At 69.8% G+C, this 14,282-nt stretch carries 16 protein-coding genes; 4 read left to right on the top strand and 12 right to left on the bottom strand.

Annotation, left to right across the window (positions count from 1 at the left end; all coding sequences use genetic code 11):
• Positions 1 to 3 precede the first annotated feature (3 nt).
• The 4 genes from KBO27_RS27055 to KBO27_RS33985 form a co-directional block, all read right to left on the bottom strand.
• Positions 4 to 1,536, bottom strand: coding sequence for a UxaA family hydrolase (locus KBO27_RS27055; RefSeq protein ID WP_132675646.1), 1,533 nt, complete (start codon positions 1,534 to 1,536; stop codon positions 4 to 6).
• A 423-nt stretch (positions 1,537 to 1,959) separates the two neighbouring features.
• Positions 1,960 to 3,567 (bottom strand): GMC family oxidoreductase, encoded by a 1,608-nt coding sequence (locus KBO27_RS27060; protein ID WP_210972677.1) that lies wholly within the window; start codon positions 3,565 to 3,567, stop codon positions 1,960 to 1,962.
• Positions 3,568 to 3,617: 50 nt separating this feature from the next.
• Positions 3,618 to 4,340 (bottom strand): acetoacetate decarboxylase family protein, encoded by a 723-nt coding sequence (locus KBO27_RS27065; protein WP_307870638.1) that lies wholly within the window; start codon positions 4,338 to 4,340, stop codon positions 3,618 to 3,620.
• Positions 4,341 to 4,456: 116 nt separating this feature from the next.
• Complete coding sequence (locus KBO27_RS33985) at positions 4,457 to 5,044, bottom strand: GlxA family transcriptional regulator (protein WP_246538136.1); 588 nt, start codon at positions 5,042 to 5,044, stop codon at positions 4,457 to 4,459.
• A gap of 77 nt (positions 5,045 to 5,121) precedes the next feature.
• Between KBO27_RS33985 and KBO27_RS33990 the strand changes: the two genes are divergently transcribed.
• Entirely contained in the window at positions 5,122 to 5,355 is a 234-nt protein-coding gene (locus KBO27_RS33990) for a hypothetical protein (RefSeq protein WP_246538137.1), read from the top strand.
• Between the two features lie 28 nt (positions 5,356 to 5,383).
• On the opposite strand, the gene KBO27_RS27075 is transcribed toward KBO27_RS33990, so the two are convergent.
• Together KBO27_RS27075 and KBO27_RS27080 are read right to left on the bottom strand one after the other, a co-directional pair.
• The gene (locus KBO27_RS27075; RefSeq protein ID WP_307870639.1) at positions 5,384 to 5,971 is read right to left on the bottom strand and encodes a cysteine hydrolase family protein; all 588 of its coding nucleotides are present in this window, start codon (positions 5,969 to 5,971) and stop codon (positions 5,384 to 5,386) included.
• 85 nt (positions 5,972 to 6,056) lie between these two features.
• Positions 6,057 to 6,284, bottom strand: a complete 228-nt coding sequence (locus KBO27_RS27080; RefSeq protein WP_210972679.1) for a hypothetical protein — start codon at positions 6,282 to 6,284, stop codon at positions 6,057 to 6,059.
• 208 nt (positions 6,285 to 6,492) lie between these two features.
• Between KBO27_RS27080 and KBO27_RS27085 the strand changes: the two genes are divergently transcribed.
• Both KBO27_RS27085 and KBO27_RS27090 read left to right on the top strand, forming a co-directional pair.
• Positions 6,493 to 7,356, top strand: coding sequence for a helix-turn-helix domain-containing protein (locus KBO27_RS27085; protein WP_210972680.1), 864 nt, complete (start codon positions 6,493 to 6,495; stop codon positions 7,354 to 7,356).
• A gap of 23 nt (positions 7,357 to 7,379) precedes the next feature.
• On the top strand, positions 7,380 to 7,592 hold the full coding sequence (locus KBO27_RS27090) for a DUF397 domain-containing protein (RefSeq protein WP_210972681.1): 213 nt from the start codon (positions 7,380 to 7,382) through the stop codon (positions 7,590 to 7,592).
• A 66-nt stretch (positions 7,593 to 7,658) separates the two neighbouring features.
• Here the strand turns inward: KBO27_RS27090 and KBO27_RS27095 are convergent, their stop codons facing one another.
• The 5 genes from KBO27_RS27095 to KBO27_RS27115 all read right to left on the bottom strand — a co-directional run bounded on the left by KBO27_RS27095 (position 7,659) and on the right by KBO27_RS27115 (position 11,728).
• Positions 7,659 to 8,462, bottom strand: coding sequence for an acyl-CoA thioesterase domain-containing protein (locus tag KBO27_RS27095; protein ID WP_210972682.1), 804 nt, complete (start codon positions 8,460 to 8,462; stop codon positions 7,659 to 7,661).
• Between the two features lie 77 nt (positions 8,463 to 8,539).
• Positions 8,540 to 9,028, bottom strand: coding sequence for a SixA phosphatase family protein (locus KBO27_RS27100; protein WP_210972683.1), 489 nt, complete (start codon positions 9,026 to 9,028; stop codon positions 8,540 to 8,542).
• A gap of 191 nt (positions 9,029 to 9,219) precedes the next feature.
• Complete coding sequence (locus KBO27_RS27105) at positions 9,220 to 10,779, bottom strand: alkaline phosphatase D family protein (RefSeq protein WP_210972684.1); 1,560 nt, start codon at positions 10,777 to 10,779, stop codon at positions 9,220 to 9,222.
• A 115-nt stretch (positions 10,780 to 10,894) separates the two neighbouring features.
• Complete coding sequence (locus KBO27_RS27110) at positions 10,895 to 11,185, bottom strand: DUF3303 family protein (RefSeq protein ID WP_210972685.1); 291 nt, start codon at positions 11,183 to 11,185, stop codon at positions 10,895 to 10,897.
• 114 nt (positions 11,186 to 11,299) lie between these two features.
• Positions 11,300 to 11,728 carry a protein-tyrosine phosphatase family protein gene (locus KBO27_RS27115; RefSeq protein ID WP_210972686.1) on the bottom strand — a complete coding sequence of 143 codons (429 nt, stop codon included), beginning with the start codon at positions 11,726 to 11,728 and terminating at the stop codon, positions 11,300 to 11,302.
• Positions 11,729 to 11,777: 49 nt separating this feature from the next.
• Here KBO27_RS27115 and KBO27_RS27120 point away from each other — a divergent pair, with 49 nt between their 5' ends.
• Complete coding sequence (locus KBO27_RS27120; protein WP_307870640.1) at positions 11,778 to 12,563, top strand: class I SAM-dependent methyltransferase; 786 nt, start codon at positions 11,778 to 11,780, stop codon at positions 12,561 to 12,563.
• 254 nt (positions 12,564 to 12,817) lie between these two features.
• Here the strand turns inward: KBO27_RS27120 and KBO27_RS27125 are convergent, their stop codons facing one another.
• A complete protein-coding gene (locus KBO27_RS27125) occupies positions 12,818 to 14,275 on the bottom strand; it encodes a rhamnulokinase (RefSeq protein ID WP_210972688.1) in 1,458 nt (485 codons plus the stop codon).
• Positions 14,276 to 14,282 lie beyond the last annotated feature (7 nt).

The raw sequence follows: 14,282 nt of genomic DNA on the forward strand, positions 1-14,282 counted from the left end.
TTCTCAGAGCACGGTGGAGAGGTGCCAGGGGACGAATTCCTCTTCGCCGTAGCCGAGTTCCTCGCTCTTGGTCTCCTCGCCCGAGGCGACGCGCAGGATGTGCTGGAAGATCTGCTCGCCCATCTGCGCCACGGTCATCTCGCCGTCGGCGATGACGCCGCAGTTGATGTCCATGTCGTCGGTCATCCGCTCGTACAGCGGCGTGTTGGTGGCCAGCTTGATGCTCGGCGCCGGCTTGCAGCCGAACGCCGAACCGCGCCCGGTGGTGAAGCACAGCAGCTGCGCGCCGCCCGCGATCAGCCCGGTGGCGTTGACCGGGTCGTAGCCGGGGGTGTCCATGAACATCAGCCCGCGGTCGGTGATCGGCTCCGCGTACTGCAAGACGTCGACGAGGTTGGTGGTGCCGCCCTTGGCGGCCGCGCCGAGCGACTTCTCCAGGATCGTGGTGAGCCCGCCCGCCTTGTTGCCGGGGGAGGGGTTGTTGTTGATCGAGCTGCCGTCGACCTGGACGTGCTTCTCCCACCAGTCGATCCGGTCCACCAGCTTCTCGCCGACCTCGCGGCTGACCGCGCGGCGGGTGAGCAGGTGCTCGGCACCGTAGATCTCGGTGGTCTCGCCGAAGACCGCCGTGCCGCCGTGGCGGATCAGCAGGTCCGCCGCCGCGCCGAGCGCAGGGTTGGCGGTGATGCCGGAGTAGGCGTCCGAGCCGCCGCACTCCATCGCCAGCACCAGCTTGTCGGCGCCGACGGTCTGCCGCTGGTGGGAGTTGGCGATCGGCAGCATCTCCTCGATGCGCCGAACGCCCTCGGCGACGGTCTTCTTGGTGCCGCCGAACTCCTGGATGGTCATCGCGTGCACGGGCATGTCGTCGGGCAGCTTCAGGTCCTCGGTCAGCGCCCTGACCTGGTTGACCTCGCAGCCCAGCCCCAGCACCAGGAGTCCGGCGATGTTGGGGTGACCGGCGTAGCCCTGCAGCGCCCGGCGCAGCACCTCGAAGCCCTCGTTGCCGCGTCCGCTGTGCCCGCAGCCGAGGGTGTGGGTGAGCGGGCAGATGCCGTCGACGTTGGGGTAGTCGTCGAGGATGCCTGAGGCCTCGACGCGGCGGGCGATCATCTTCGCCGCCGTGGCCGAGCAGTTCACCGAGGTCAGCACCGCGAGGTAGTTGCGGGTGCCGACCCGGCCGTCGGGCCGCACGAAGCCCTGGAACGTGGCGCGCTGGTCCTCGGGCACGTAGTCGGTGGTGGTGACGTCGGCGCCGAAGGCGTGTTCGCGCTGGAACTCCTGGTAGGCGACGTTGTGGGTGTGGACGTGCTCACCGGCGGCGATGTCGCGGGAGGCGAACCCGATGATCTGCCCGTACTTGCGCACCTCCGCCCCCTCGGCGATGTCGGCGGTGGCGACCTTGTGCCCGCGCGGCACCGCGTTCGTGATCTCGAGTCCGGAGTAGGTGCCGGGCTCGATGTCCTGCCGGGCGATGAGGACGGAGTCCTCCTCGTGCAGGCGGAAACCCAACTGGTCCAAGGTCGGCGACGACAACCCGATCACCCTCGCTTCAGAAATGTGAAGTCACTTCGTCGTGGTGAACCGGGTGCTAAACGTGCGAACGCCCGGTGTCACCGCGCACCGCGATGACCCGATTCTCACGCCCCGAACAAGCCGACGACAGCGCCGGCCGCAGTCCGCCACCCGAGTCGGCCCGTCGGGCCCCGAGGTGGCACCCCGATTACGGCGGTATTCCGTGTCCTGAACACCGCCGCAATCCGGGTGCCACCCGGAATACCGCAGTAATCAGGTTCCGGATTACTGCCGTAATCGGGGTCGTACCCGGAATACCGCCGTAATCGGGTGACGGATTACGGCCGTATTCGGGTCAACTGCGGAGTCGGGGTGGGTGTGGGAGGTGGCGCCGTGGTCGTGCGGGGTGTCTTGGGGTTCTGCTGGGTTGTGGGGTGGGTCGGGTCAGATGAGGGAGGCGCACATTTCGCCGATCATGTACGAGGGGGCGTTGGTGTTGCCTCCGGTGATGCTGGGCATGATCGAGGCGTCGGCCACCCAGAGGCCGTCGACGCCTCGGACGCGCAGTTGGGGGTCGACGACCGCGCGCTCGTCCACGCCCATGCGGCAGGTGCCGACCGGGTGGTAGACGGAGTGGATCCGGGTCGGCAGCTCGCGCCGCAGCGCGGTCTCGTCGAAGTACTTCGGGCCGGGGCTGAGCTCCTCGGTGACGTCCGCGGCGATGGTCTTGTTCGCCATGATCTCCCGGATCATGCCCATCGCCTCGATGAGGAACTCGGTGTCGGCCGGTTCGCTGAGATAACCGGGGTCGATCACCGGCGAGGCCGTCGGATCGGTCGAGGACAGCCGGACCTCGCCGCGGCTCTGCGGGTAGATCAGCGTCGGGAAGATCGTGATCGCAGGACGAGTGTCGGTCCGGTAGAGCTTGTCCTCGTCCTGGTTGGGCGTCGGGTAGCTCCACGGGATCGTGTGGATCTGCATGTCCGGCACGTCGCCCTTGGCGCGTGAGGTCTTGACGAAACCGACGGTCTCGAAGAGCGTTCTGCCGAGCCAGGACTCACCGCGCTTGCCCAGGGCTTCCTTGAGCATCCCGGAGGCCATGTAGGTCGCGGTGGAGCGGTGCAGGGCCTTCTTGGTCACGAACGTCATGGGCACGAACAGGTGGTCGTGCAGGTTCTGGCCCACCGGCAGGTCGGCCTTGACCTCGATGCCCTTCTCCTTGAGGTGACCGGCCGGGCCGACACCGGAGAGCATCAGGAGCTGCGGCGATCCGACCACGCCTGCCGAGACCACGACGCCGCTGGAGGCGCGCAGCGTCTCCTTCCGGCCGCTCTTGGTGTCGATGATCTCCACGCCGGTGGCGCGGCCGTTCTCGATGATGACGCGTGCGACGTGCACGTGGGTGCGCACGCGCAGCGACGGCAGCTCGCGGTTGGTCAGGTAGCCGCGCGAGGAGCTGTAGCGGCGGCCCTTGCTCGCGCTCTGCTGGAAGACGCTCACGCCTTCCTGGGACTCGCCGTTGTAGTCGTCGATCCGCGGCACGCCGAGGGTTTCCTGCGCTGCGGCCATGAACTGCTCTCCGGCCGGTGTGATGTCCTTCTGCCGCGTGACCTCGATGGGGCCGCCCGCGCCGCGCACGTCGCTGGCGCCCTCCTCCCAGTTCTCCAGGCGCTTGAAGGCGGGTAAGACGTCCTGGTAGCTCCAGCCCTCGCAGCCCTCGGCGGCCCACGAGTCGTAGTTGTCCTTGTTGCCGCGCACGAACAGCATGCCGTTGACCGAGCTCGACCCGCCCAGGACCTTGCCCCGGGTCATCGGGATCTCGCGTTCGTGGGCGTGCTTCTGCGGGGTCGAGTACTGCTTCCAGGTCACCTGCTTCTTCAGCTGCGGCACGACGTGCAGCACGGAGATCATGCCGGGCACGGTGACGGTGGGGAGGTCGTCCTTGCGCCCGGCCTCCAGCAGGAGCACGTTCGCCCCGCGCTCGGCCAGCCTGCCGGCCACGACGGATCCGGCGCTGCCCGCGCCCACGACGATGTAATCGGCATCGCTCATTTTCGTCCAACTTCTCCAGTGGTCGCCGTTGACTGCTCCGGTTCGCGTGGTCACGAACGGCTGGAAATGGTTGTTGCGTCGGCGAACCGCATCGTCAGCTCGCCTATGTGGTTGGTGAACAGGGACTTTCGCGGAAATCCGAGCCGCCGCAGGTCGTCGCTGATCGGGTGATCGCCGAGTTCCACCCGCGCGCCGGCGGGGCGCATCCGGGTGCCGCCGGCGCGCATCGTCCACGGGGTTCGCCGCAGGACGCCGTCGCGGTGGGTGTAGGCGTCGAGGGTCATCGCGCCCATCGCGGAGGGAGCGGGTACGCCGCGCCCGAACTCCAGCGCGACGACGGGACGGTTCTCCAGCCGCACCTCGCAGCGGGTGCGCTTGCCGCGGGTGCTGACGTCGATGGTGGAGATCTCCTTGGGGAATCCCCAGATGTTCTGCCCCGCCTCGCAGGTGAAGGTCTGGTCGACCGGCAGCCAGTGGATGAAGACGCCGGTCGATCCGCGCACGCCGGGCTGCCTGCACATCAGCGCCACCAGGAACTCGTGGTACTCGCCCAGGTCGCAGTCGAGGTAGTGGATGAACCCCAAGGTCGCGGGAACCCGTCCCGGGATCGGGGTGACCGGTTCGAGTCCGGCGGCGGCGAGGGTGTCGCGCGCGGGCCCGGCGGGGACCAGGAACTGCGCGGTGATGCCGGTGGCCGCGCGCACGTCGACGGGCATGTGCACCCGTTCGCCCTGCACCACGTGCACGGAGTTCGTGAGAGGCTTCTCGTGCACCGCTGACCTGCCCTTTCCTCGTGTGCGGGTACGTCTTCGGACCACCATCACCAAGCGACAGTCATACAGATAATGGTTATGTGTATGTCCACAAGTCAAGGGTCCGATCGCGCGGCTCAACTCCGCGCGGTGGCCTCGCGGGTGCGGATGCGGCGCAGCATGCGCGCGTCGGCGAGCCCGACGGCCCGCGCGGCGGACTCGGCGGTGGCACCCCGGCCGAGCAGGTGATCGGCCCGCTCCAAGCGCAGGATCTGCTGGTAGCGCAGCGGTGTCAGTCCGGTGGCCTGGGTGAACGAGCGGGTGAGGGTGCGTTCGCTGACGCCGACGGTGGCGGCGAGTTCGCTCAGCGGCAGGGGGTCGGTGAAGCGGGCGTCGATGATGTCCTGGACCCGGTGCACGGCGTCGTCGAGGTGCGCGCGGTGCCGCAGCATCGCGCTGGCCTGCTGCTCGTCGCCGTTGCGGCGCGCGTAGACGACCATCGCCCGGGCCACCCGCGCCGCCTCGCCGGGACCGTGCTCGTCCGCCAGCAGGTGGAGCGCGAGGTCGATGCCGCTGGCGATGCCGGCCGAGGTCACGACCCGCCGGTCGGACACGAACAGCACGTCGCGCACCACCGAGGTCGCCGGGTAGCGGCGCGCGAGCTCGTCCTGCAGGTCGTGGTGGGTGGTGCACCGGCGGCCGTCGAGGAGTTTCGCCTGGCCCAAGATGTCCGCGCCCGAGCAGACCTGGCGATCGTGCCGCCCGCCGCGTGGTGGGAGCGCAGCTTCTGCGCGGTCGCCGAGTGCAGCCGGGGCCAGCGCGGTGGTTCGGGCACGCGCGAGCCGGGGACCAACACGAGGTCGTCGGCGGTGAGCTCGGGCCATGCGGTGTCAGCGCGCAGGGGGAGGCCCTGCGCGCTGATCACCTCGTCGTGCTGGGAGACGTAGCTGAGCTCGTAGTCGCGCCCGAGTTCGGCAGCGGTCGAGAACACCTGCGCCGGGCCCGCGAGGTCCAGCAGGTGCAGTCTCGGCAGTAGCAGGAAGACGACACGGCTCACGATCCGGTCAGCGTACTCCGGTCACCTCAGCGACCGTCCGGATCGAGGCGAACCGGCCGGCCAGCGCGTACTCGGTGCGCGCGATGATCTCCTCGGTGCGCAGAGTCCGCGGATCGGCCAGCAGATCCTCTACGCCGCGGTCGGCGGGAGCGTCCCGGTGCGCGACCGGGTTGGTCGACGTCGCGTCGATGACGAACGAGACGTCGTAGCCCAGGTCGGAGCCGACCCGCGCGGTCGTCTCGCAGCACTGCTCGGTCCGGATGCCGCACACGGCGAGCTCCCGGACACCTCGCCGCGTGAGCGTCTGGTCCAGATTCGTGCTGGTGAAGGCGTTGTGCGAGGTCTTGACCACGGTCGGCTCACCTTCGTCGGGTGTGAGTCCGCCCAGCAGCCGCAGGTGCCCGTTGACCGGGTCGAACACCCCGCCCGAACCGGGCTCGCTGTGCAGCATCCACACCACGAGGTCCCCTTCGGCTCGGGCGTGGTCGACGAGCCGCGAAACCGACTCGGCGATATCGGGATGGGACATGGTCCGCCACAACGGCAACCGCTGGAAGGACTCCTGGACGTCGATGACGAGAAGCGCTCTGTTCACGCCACGATCCTCCGCCGGAACTCGTCTCGGCAGAAGGCACGATCCCGCCACTCGACCGCACGATCCGGTCATCCCGAACCGGCTCTCACGGTTGTTCGCCCTTGAGCGTCTCGTTGCAGGTGCGGCAGGTCGGGAAGCAGACCCAGTCCATTTCGGACGGTTGGGCCATGGGTGTTTCCCGGTCGCAGACGGCCGTTTCGGTCGGGGTTCCCAGCCAGCGGTGGCCGCGGAAGGCGTGGCGGGTGCCTCCGCTGCCATCGGGGTTGGGGATCGGCAGCCAGTAGTGGCGCTGGGTTCGTGCTTCGGAAGACACCGCGCTGTCCCTTCTCGTGAGATGAGGGCTCGGTCGGCGGCGCCGAGTCGGGGAGGAGGGCACCGCCGACCGAGCTGCCAGGAACATCGGCAGGCGGGGCGGTGAATGTAGGACTCCTAATGTTGTTTCGCTCGAAAGGGGGATCTTCTCGGGGCGCCCGGCGATCGATACTGATCACGACCCGTTCGCACCACGGAGGCACCTCTCGATGGCCACGACCCCGACCGTTCGGCGACTGCTGCTGTCCAACGAGCTCAAGCGATTGCGGGAGCAGGCCGGGATCGACCCCGACAAGGCCGCACGCCACCTGGGCTGCCGGACCAGCAAGATCAGCCGCATCGAGCTGGCGCAGAGCAGCATCCAGGCCGGTGACGTGAAGCTGCTCAGCGAGCTCTACGGTGCCGAAACCGACCACGCCGAAGTCCTGCTCGACCTCGCGCGCGGCCAGAACCAACGAGGGCGGTGGGCCGGCTACCGCGCCGTCTACCCGGACTGGTTCCGCCTGTTCGTCGACCTCGAACGAGACGCCGCAGCCCTCAAATCGGTCGAGGTCGAAGTCATCCCCGGCCTCCTCCAGACGGAGAACTACATCCGGTCGCTGTTCGAGGACGGCCACATGCTCGATCCGGAAGATGACATCGAGACCATCGTCCTGGCTCGATGTGAACGGCAGGAACTGCTCACCAGGCAAGATCCGCCCCGGATGTCGTTCGTCCTCTCGGAATCGTGCGTGCGCCGTCAGGTCGGCGGGCCCGAGGTGATGCGCGAACAGCTGCACCACCTCATCGAGATGACACGGCTGCGCAACGTCCAGATCCAGGTCCTGCCCTTCAACGCCCGGAGCAACGCCGGGCACATCGCCTACCGCTTCACCCTGCTCGACATCCCCGCTCCCGGGTTCGGCTCGACTCTGGACTTCGTGTACGTCGAGTCCCACGATGACGCGCAGTACCTCGACGCCCATGAATCCGTGTCGAGTCACGCCGTCTTGTGGGACCGGTTGCAGGCTGCCGCTCTCGGACCGGTGGAATCGCGTGATTTCCTCGTCGAGGCGGCTGAACAGATGGGTTAGTGCATTCGAGAGGGGCGATTTCGATGGCAAACCACGTTCCGGAGAACGAGGTTCGGTGGACCAAGAGCAGTTACAGCTCCGGGAAGGCGCAATGCGTTGAGACCGCGGCTGTTGCGGGTGGTCGTCTGGTCCGCGACAGCAAGTTAGGGGAGCGGAGCCCGATCCTGGCCGTCGGAAGCGACGAGTGGGCGGCCTTCTCGCGCAAGATCAAGTCGGGCGAGTTGAACCAGCGCTGATCACCGGCCCAGGGGTGAGCGCTCCCGGCCGCTCGAAGCGGGAGCGCTCAGCCCTGAACACCGAGGTCAGGCCATGGGCGGGGTCGCCACCGCCGTGACGTTGCAGTAGCCGAACGGGCCTTCGGCGTCCTGGAACGTCGTGGACGCCGTGGCCACGCCGTCCTGGCTGAGGTGACCGGTGGCCTCCATGCCGATCTCGGGTGAGGACGGCATGCGGCTGAGGGTGAGCGTGTAGTCGGCGTTGATGAAGCCCAGCGCGCCGCCCTTGGGCATGTTGGCCAGCGGGCTGGCGTAGTCCGCGGCGGTGGCCGTGCGGACGAACGGGGACATGGTCTCGCCCTCGACCAGGTCGTGGGTGTCGCGGAGCCAGGCCCGGCGGGCGCCCGCGTTGGACCAGTCGGTCGGGGCGCCGGACTCGTCGAGCATCCAGATGTCGAACGGCGGCTCCCACTGGCCGGCGGAGGCCGGGGGCGGGCCGAGTTCGGCGGGTGTGGGCATCGACCACGGCGGGGTGGTGGGAACCTCGCCCTGGGGCTGCTCACCTCGGCGGAGCAGGACGGCGCTGCCTCGGGCGACCGCCTTCTCACCGGAGTAGATCGTGGCGTCGGCGACCCGGATGCGGCGTCCGTCGCGAACCCGCTGCGTCTCGACGCGGACCGGTTCGAGCTGGGCGCTGCGGAACAGGTCGACCGTCAACCTGGCGAACTGGAAGTCCTCCGCGCCGTGCTCCAGCTCCAGCGACCGCGCCAGCAGGCCGCCGAACAGCCGGCCGTGCATCATCTGCGGCGACCACGGGCTGCTCGCGTGCGGGCCCGGGACCAGCAGGTTCCCGTCGGGGCGGAAGAACGGCTCACCGGTGATGTCGACCATGGGCGGAGTCTAGAACGCCGGACCCAGGACGTCCGATGTGCGCCTGGACACCGTGGCGCTGGGCAGGGTGGTGGCGGTCAGCCGCGAGGCTTGGCGAAGGTGGACGCGCAGGTCCAGGACTCGTCGGCGTCGGCCCAGGCGCGCTCGCTGCTGAGCAGGGCCACCGCCGAGGTCTTGAGCTCGACGGACTCGCCGGTGAGCAGGTGGACCAGGTCTTCCAGGCCCGGGTTGTGGCCGATGATCGCGGTCGTCATCGCTTTCACCGGCATCTCCCGCACGATCGCGAGCAGCTGGTGCGCGGTGGCGTCGTAGATGCGCTCGTCGAAGCTGACCTGCGGTCCGGCCGGGATGTGCGCCCCGGCGAGTTCCCAGGTCTCGCGGGTGCGCAGGGCCGGTGAGCAGCGCACGGCCTCGATCGCGTAGGCGTTGTCCCGAAGCCAACGACCGACCGCGGGAGCGTCGCGTCGGCCGCGCTCGGCCAGCGGCCGCTCGAAGTCCTCCACACCGTCCGGGTGCGCGGACTTCGCGTGCCGGACCAAGATCAGCTTCCGCCGCGCGTTCGTCATGTCACGTCCTACGAGCTCGCCGTTGAATCGGCTCCAACAGTACCCAACGCCCACCGGCACCCGCGCTGCGGAAGGCCCGCGATGTCCGCTGGTAGCAGGTCTTCATCCGGTGTTGGCCGCGCGTTGGGCCCGGGGCGGGATCGTTCCACTGTGGAGGGTCGGGAGGCCCCGACCCTCCACGGCTGCGCCCCTCAGCCCTGGATCAGGCCCGGCTTGCCTGCCTGGATGGTGAAGGTGGCGCGGTCGGACAGGGAACCGCCGGGGGCGGTGACCTGGTCGACGACGCGGTAGTCGGCGGTCCAGGAGTCGTGGGTGATGGTGTTGCGGACGTAGCCGCGCTTGCGGTTGATGAACTTGATGTGCGGGTTCTCCTGCAGCTGCACCGCATCGCTCGGGTTCTGGTCGGAGCCGTTGCCGCCCGAGGTGATCGAGGTGCCCACCAGCTCCACGCCGACCGTCGCCGAAGCCGGGTCCTCGAAGTCGGCCTTGATGTCGGCGGCGTAGTTGGCGTGCACGTCACCGGTGATGACCACCGGGTTCGAGACGCCGGTCATGCGGTCGCGGAGCAGGTTGCGCTCGGCCGGGTAGTTGTCCCACGCGTCGTTGCTGAACGAGTCCGCATCGCCTGCGGCGAAGTCCCGCTGGCTGAAGAACACCTGCTGCGCCAGCACGTTCCAGCGCGCGGTCTGGCCGGAGAGGTTGTCCAGCAACCACTTCCGCTGCTCGGCGCCGAGGAGGGTGCGCTCCGGGTCGGCGACCTGCTCCGGCGGCACCTCCTGGTCGTCGCGGTACTGGCGGGTGTCCAGCAGGTGCACGTCGACCAGGTCGCCGAAGGTCAAACGGCGGTGGATGCGGATGTCCGGTCCGGACGGCCGCTGCGCGCGCCGCAGCGGCATGTGCTCGTAGTAGGCCTGGAACGCCTGCGCGCGGCGTTGGCGGAACACCGCCGGGTCCTGGTCGGGCTCGGTGTCGGGCTGGGAGAGGTCGCCCGCCCAGTTGTTCTCCACCTCGTGGTCGTCGAAGACCACGGCCCACGGGAACGCGGCGTGCGCTGCCTGCAGGAACGGGTCCGCCTTGTACTGGCCGAGCCTGGTCCGGTAGTCGGCGAGGTCCATGATCTCGTGCGCGGGCACGTGCGGACGCCCGATCGAGCCCGCGTCGCCGCCCTCGTAGATGTAGTCGCCGAGGAAGGCCACCAGGTCCAGGTCCTCGTCGGCCATGTGCTGGTAGGCGGTGTACTGCCCGGCGACGTAGTTCTGGCAGCTGGCGAAGGCGAAGGAGAACGTGTCGAGGTTCGCGCCCGGCGCCGGGGCGGTCTTGGTGCGGCCGACCGGGCTGAGCTCGCTGCCCGCGCGGAAGCGGTAGAAGTACTCGGCGCCCGGCCGCAGGCCCGAGACCTCGGCGTGCACGGAGTGCGCCGAGGCGCGCTCGGCCTGCTCGGTGCCTTCGGCGACGACGTCGGTGAACCGCTCGTCGGTCGCGACCTGCCACTGCACCGGCACGACCTGGTCGGGCATGCCGCCGAAACCGTCCTCGGTCAGCGGCTCGGGGGCTAATCGGGTCCACAGCACCACGCCGTCCGGCAGCGGGTCACCGGAGGCGACGCCCAGCTGGAACGGCTCGCGGATCCGGCCGGTACCGGCACCGGCGGCACCGGCCAGCCCGGAGGTGCCTAGCGCCGCAACGCCGATCGCGGCCGAACCGGCCAGCAGCACCTGGCGGCGGTTGGGGCGGAAGGAGTTCGAGGTCATGCTCCACCTGTTCGGTCAGTTCGGGTAAACCGGACTGACGCTATGGAGCACAGATGACGTCCCGGCGAACCCCAGGCGGATTCAGGACGGACTCTTGACCTGGGCAGAGGTGGGCTCAGCCCTGGGAGAGCTGGTCCAATCCCGCGCGGAGGTCGTCGAAGTTCATCACGGGAAAGACGTCGATCTTCGCCTCCAGGTTGGAGAAGAACGGGTCGAGCATCGACACGAGCTGGGACTCGTCGGCGATGTCGCAGATGAACAGCGCCGTGCGCTGGCCGTCCTGCGGCAGGAAGTAGGAAGCCTCGGGCTTGAGCTGTTCGTGAGCCCGTTCCATCGCCACCTTCATCGAGCCGTCGGCCACTGCGGTGTTGGCCGCCTGCAGGCCCGGCCTGATCCTGATGAGCATTCGCATGGTCTCCGCCCCCTGCCATCGCATCGCGGAGTGCCGGGTGGGCACCCCGTCGACCACACCAGTGTCAGCCGCGTCCGGGAGCCCGGGGACCGGCCGAAAGTCCTGGCGTCAGGCGCGGAAACCGCGGACGTAACGCCGCTGCCAGGGAGTTTCGACCGCGCGGGGGTGGTAGTGGGCGCGGACGAAGGCCACGGCTTCGCCGGGCGGGACGCCGTCGAGGATGGCGAGGCAGGCCAGCGCCGTGCCGGTGCGGCCGCGGCCTCCGCCGCAGGCGAGTTCGACGCGTTCGCCGGGTGCTCGGCCCCACGCCTCGCGGAGGGCGTCGGCGGCGTCGGCGCGGTCGGTGGGGAGCCGGAAGTCCGGCCACCGCACCCAGCGGGAATCCCACTCGACCGAGGTGGGGCGGCGGCCCAGCAGGTGCAGCGCGAACTCCGGGCGCGGGCCGTCGGGGAGGGGTCTGCGCAACCCGCGTCCCCGGACCAGGCGTCCCGACGGCAGTGCCAGCACCCCAGGTGCGTCGGCGTCCCAAGCGGCCATGCGAGGAGTTCTACCAACCTCCGCCGGTGGATGCGGGACACTTCGGGACGTGGCGGTCGATGACACCTGGGCCGGGCTGGCCGACGAGTTCGCCGACGGGGCGTACGCCTCGGTCAAGGGGCGCGTGCGCACCTACGTGATCCACCGGCAGCTGGGGGAGCACCTGCCGCCGCCACCGGCGAGGGTCCTCGACGTCGGAGCCGGTGCGGGGCACCAGTCGTTCCCGCTGGCCAGGGCGGGTTACGAGGTCGTCCTGATGGACTCCTCGGCGGGCATGCTGGACAAGGCGCGGCAGCGGCTCCCCGAGGACGTTCGGCAGCGGGTCACCTTCGTCGAGGGCGACGGGGCGCACGCCTCGCAGGCGGTCGGCGGAGAGCGCTTCGACGCCGTGTTGTGCCACGGCGTGATCGGCTACCTCGACGATCCCGAACCGGTGGTCGACCAGCTCTGCCGGTGCGTCGTTCCCGGCGGTCTGGTGTCGATCATGACCGGCAACGCCGGGGCGATGGCAGTGCGCCCCGCCCTGGAAGGGCGGTGGGCCGACGCGCTCGCCTCGTTCGACACCACCCGCGAGACCGGTGTGCTCGGGCTGCCGACCCGCGCCGACACCGTCGAGGAGATCAGCGATCTCATCGACGCGCGCGGAGTCCGGCCCGTCCAGTGGTACGGCGTGTGGCTGTTCGTCGACTGGCTCGACCTCGGCGGAGCCGCGCTCGACCCGGACGACGCCGACCAGCTGCAGGCCGCGGCCGAGGTCGAGCTCGAAGCAGGTCGGCGCGACCCCTACCGGCAGCTCAGCCGGCTCTTCCACCTCGTCGGCCGCGCGGACCGCTGAAACCGCGCCTCCACTCCGCGACATCCCCGTTGCCCGCCAGGCCGTCGAGGGACGAACCCCTGATCAGACGCGATGGGAACCAGACCACCCCACGCGAAACCTCGAACTCACCCACGCCAGGACACTCCCGGAGAGCCCCTGGCCCGGCGCCCGATTCGAATTTCGCGCGAAATTCGAGTCGCACGGCGAGGCTTCGAATTTCGCGCGAAATTCGAATTTCTTCACCCGGGAGGGTGGCGGGGATCGGGGTGGTCTCACGGGGTTGGTCTGCTGGGGAGTCGGATTTCGGCTTCGTCCCAGGGACCCGTGCTTCCTCGCGGCGTGTAGTGGTCGAGGCGGTGCGAGGTGGCGATGATCCGGCGGAGCTCGGTCAGGTCGGCGACGTGGCCGGCCGCTTTGGCCTGGGTGAGGAGGTTTCCGGTGGCCGTGGCTTCGACCGGGCCCGCCACGACGGGGATGCCCAGGGCGTCGGCCGTGAGCTGGCAGAGCAGTTCGTTGCGGGCGCCGCCGCCGACGAGGTGGACGACGTCGACGTCCCGGCCGGAGAGCGCGGCGGCCTCGCGGATGGCGCGGCGGTGGGCCAGGGCGAGGCTTTCGAGGACGCAACGGACCAGAGCGCCCCGCGTCCGCGGAACCGGCTGATCGGTCTCGCGGCAGGCATCGGCGATGCGGGCCGGCATGTCGCCGGGCGCCAGGAACCGGGTGTCCTCGGCGTCGACGACCGCGGTCAGCGGTTCCGCCCGCGCCGCCTCGGCCAGCAGACCGGGCAGGTCGTGCGAGGTCAGGCCCCAGGTTCGGAGGCTCTCCTGGAGCAGCCACAGGCCCATGATGTTGCGCAGGAAGCGGACCGTGCCGTCGATGCCGAGCTCGTTGGTGAAGTTCGCGCGGCGGGCCTGCTCGGTGAGCACCGGGGCGGGCAGTTCCAGGCCGGTCAGCGACCAGGTGCCGGTGCACACGTAGGCGAAGTTCGGGGACCGGGCGGGAACCCCGACCACCGCCGAGGCGGTGTCGTGCGAACCGACCGCCACCACCGAAGTGCCGGTCAGACCGGTCTCCTCGGCCACCGGCGGCAGCAGCTCGCCCACGACGTCGCCCGGTCTGCGCAGCGGGGGCAGCAGCGACGGGTCGATGCCCGCGGCCCGCGCCAGCTCCGGTGACCACTCGTGCGTCCGCGCGTCCAGCAGACCGGTGGTGGAGGCGTTGGTCAGCTCGGCCCCCACCTGGCCGGTCAGCCAGTACCCGATCAGGTCCGGGATCAGCAGCAGCACCTCCGCCGCCTCCAGCGCCGCGCCCTTCGACGCGGCCAGCTGGAAGATCGTGTTGAACGGCAGGAACTGCAAGCCGTTGCGGGCGAACAACTCCGGAGCTCCGAACGAGTCCACGAAGGACTCCGCGACCGCATCCGTCCGCGAGTCCCGGTAGTGGAACGGCTCGCCCAGCAGCGAGCCCGAGGAATCCAGCAGGCCGTAATCGACCGCCCAGGAATCCACCCCGACCGACACCGGGCGACCAGCCTCGCGCAGCCCGATGAGCACCTCGCGGAACAGCCCGACCGCGTCCCAGTGCAACCCGTCCGGCAGCGGCACCGGGCCGTTCGCGAACCGGTGCACCTCCGCGGTCTCCAGCCGCCCGGCGGTGAGCCGTCCGAGGACGACCCGCCCGCTGGACGCGCCCAGGTCCACCGCGGCGAACGTCGGCGACTCCGTCGTCATCCGCGCA

The organism is Saccharopolyspora endophytica (assembly GCF_018070075.1).
GTDB classification, from domain to species: Bacteria; Actinomycetota; Actinomycetes; order Mycobacteriales; family Pseudonocardiaceae; genus Saccharopolyspora; species Saccharopolyspora endophytica.

Excerpts from the sequence above, each read along its gene's own strand:
- KBO27_RS27105 (WP_210972684.1), bottom strand. The coding sequence starts at position 10,779 with ATGACCTCGAACTCCTTCCGCCCCAACCGCCGCCAGGTGCTGCTGGCC.
- KBO27_RS27115 (WP_210972686.1), bottom strand. The coding sequence starts at position 11,728 with ATGGCCGCTTGGGACGCCGACGCACCTGGGGTGCTGGCACTGCCGTCG.
- KBO27_RS27090 (WP_210972681.1), top strand. The coding sequence starts at position 7,380 with ATGGCAAACCACGTTCCGGAGAACGAGGTTCGGTGGACCAAGAGCAGT.
- KBO27_RS27095 (WP_210972682.1), bottom strand. The coding sequence starts at position 8,462 with ATGGTCGACATCACCGGTGAGCCGTTCTTCCGCCCCGACGGGAACCTG.
- KBO27_RS27085 (WP_210972680.1), top strand. The coding sequence starts at position 6,493 with ATGGCCACGACCCCGACCGTTCGGCGACTGCTGCTGTCCAACGAGCTC.
- KBO27_RS27125 (WP_210972688.1), bottom strand. The coding sequence starts at position 14,275 with ATGACGACGGAGTCGCCGACGTTCGCCGCGGTGGACCTGGGCGCGTCC.
- KBO27_RS27060 (WP_210972677.1), bottom strand. The coding sequence starts at position 3,567 with ATGAGCGATGCCGATTACATCGTCGTGGGCGCGGGCAGCGCCGGATCC.
- KBO27_RS27110 (WP_210972685.1), bottom strand. The coding sequence starts at position 11,185 with ATGCTCATCAGGATCAGGCCGGGCCTGCAGGCGGCCAACACCGCAGTG.
- KBO27_RS27100 (WP_210972683.1), bottom strand. The coding sequence starts at position 9,028 with ATGACGAACGCGCGGCGGAAGCTGATCTTGGTCCGGCACGCGAAGTCC.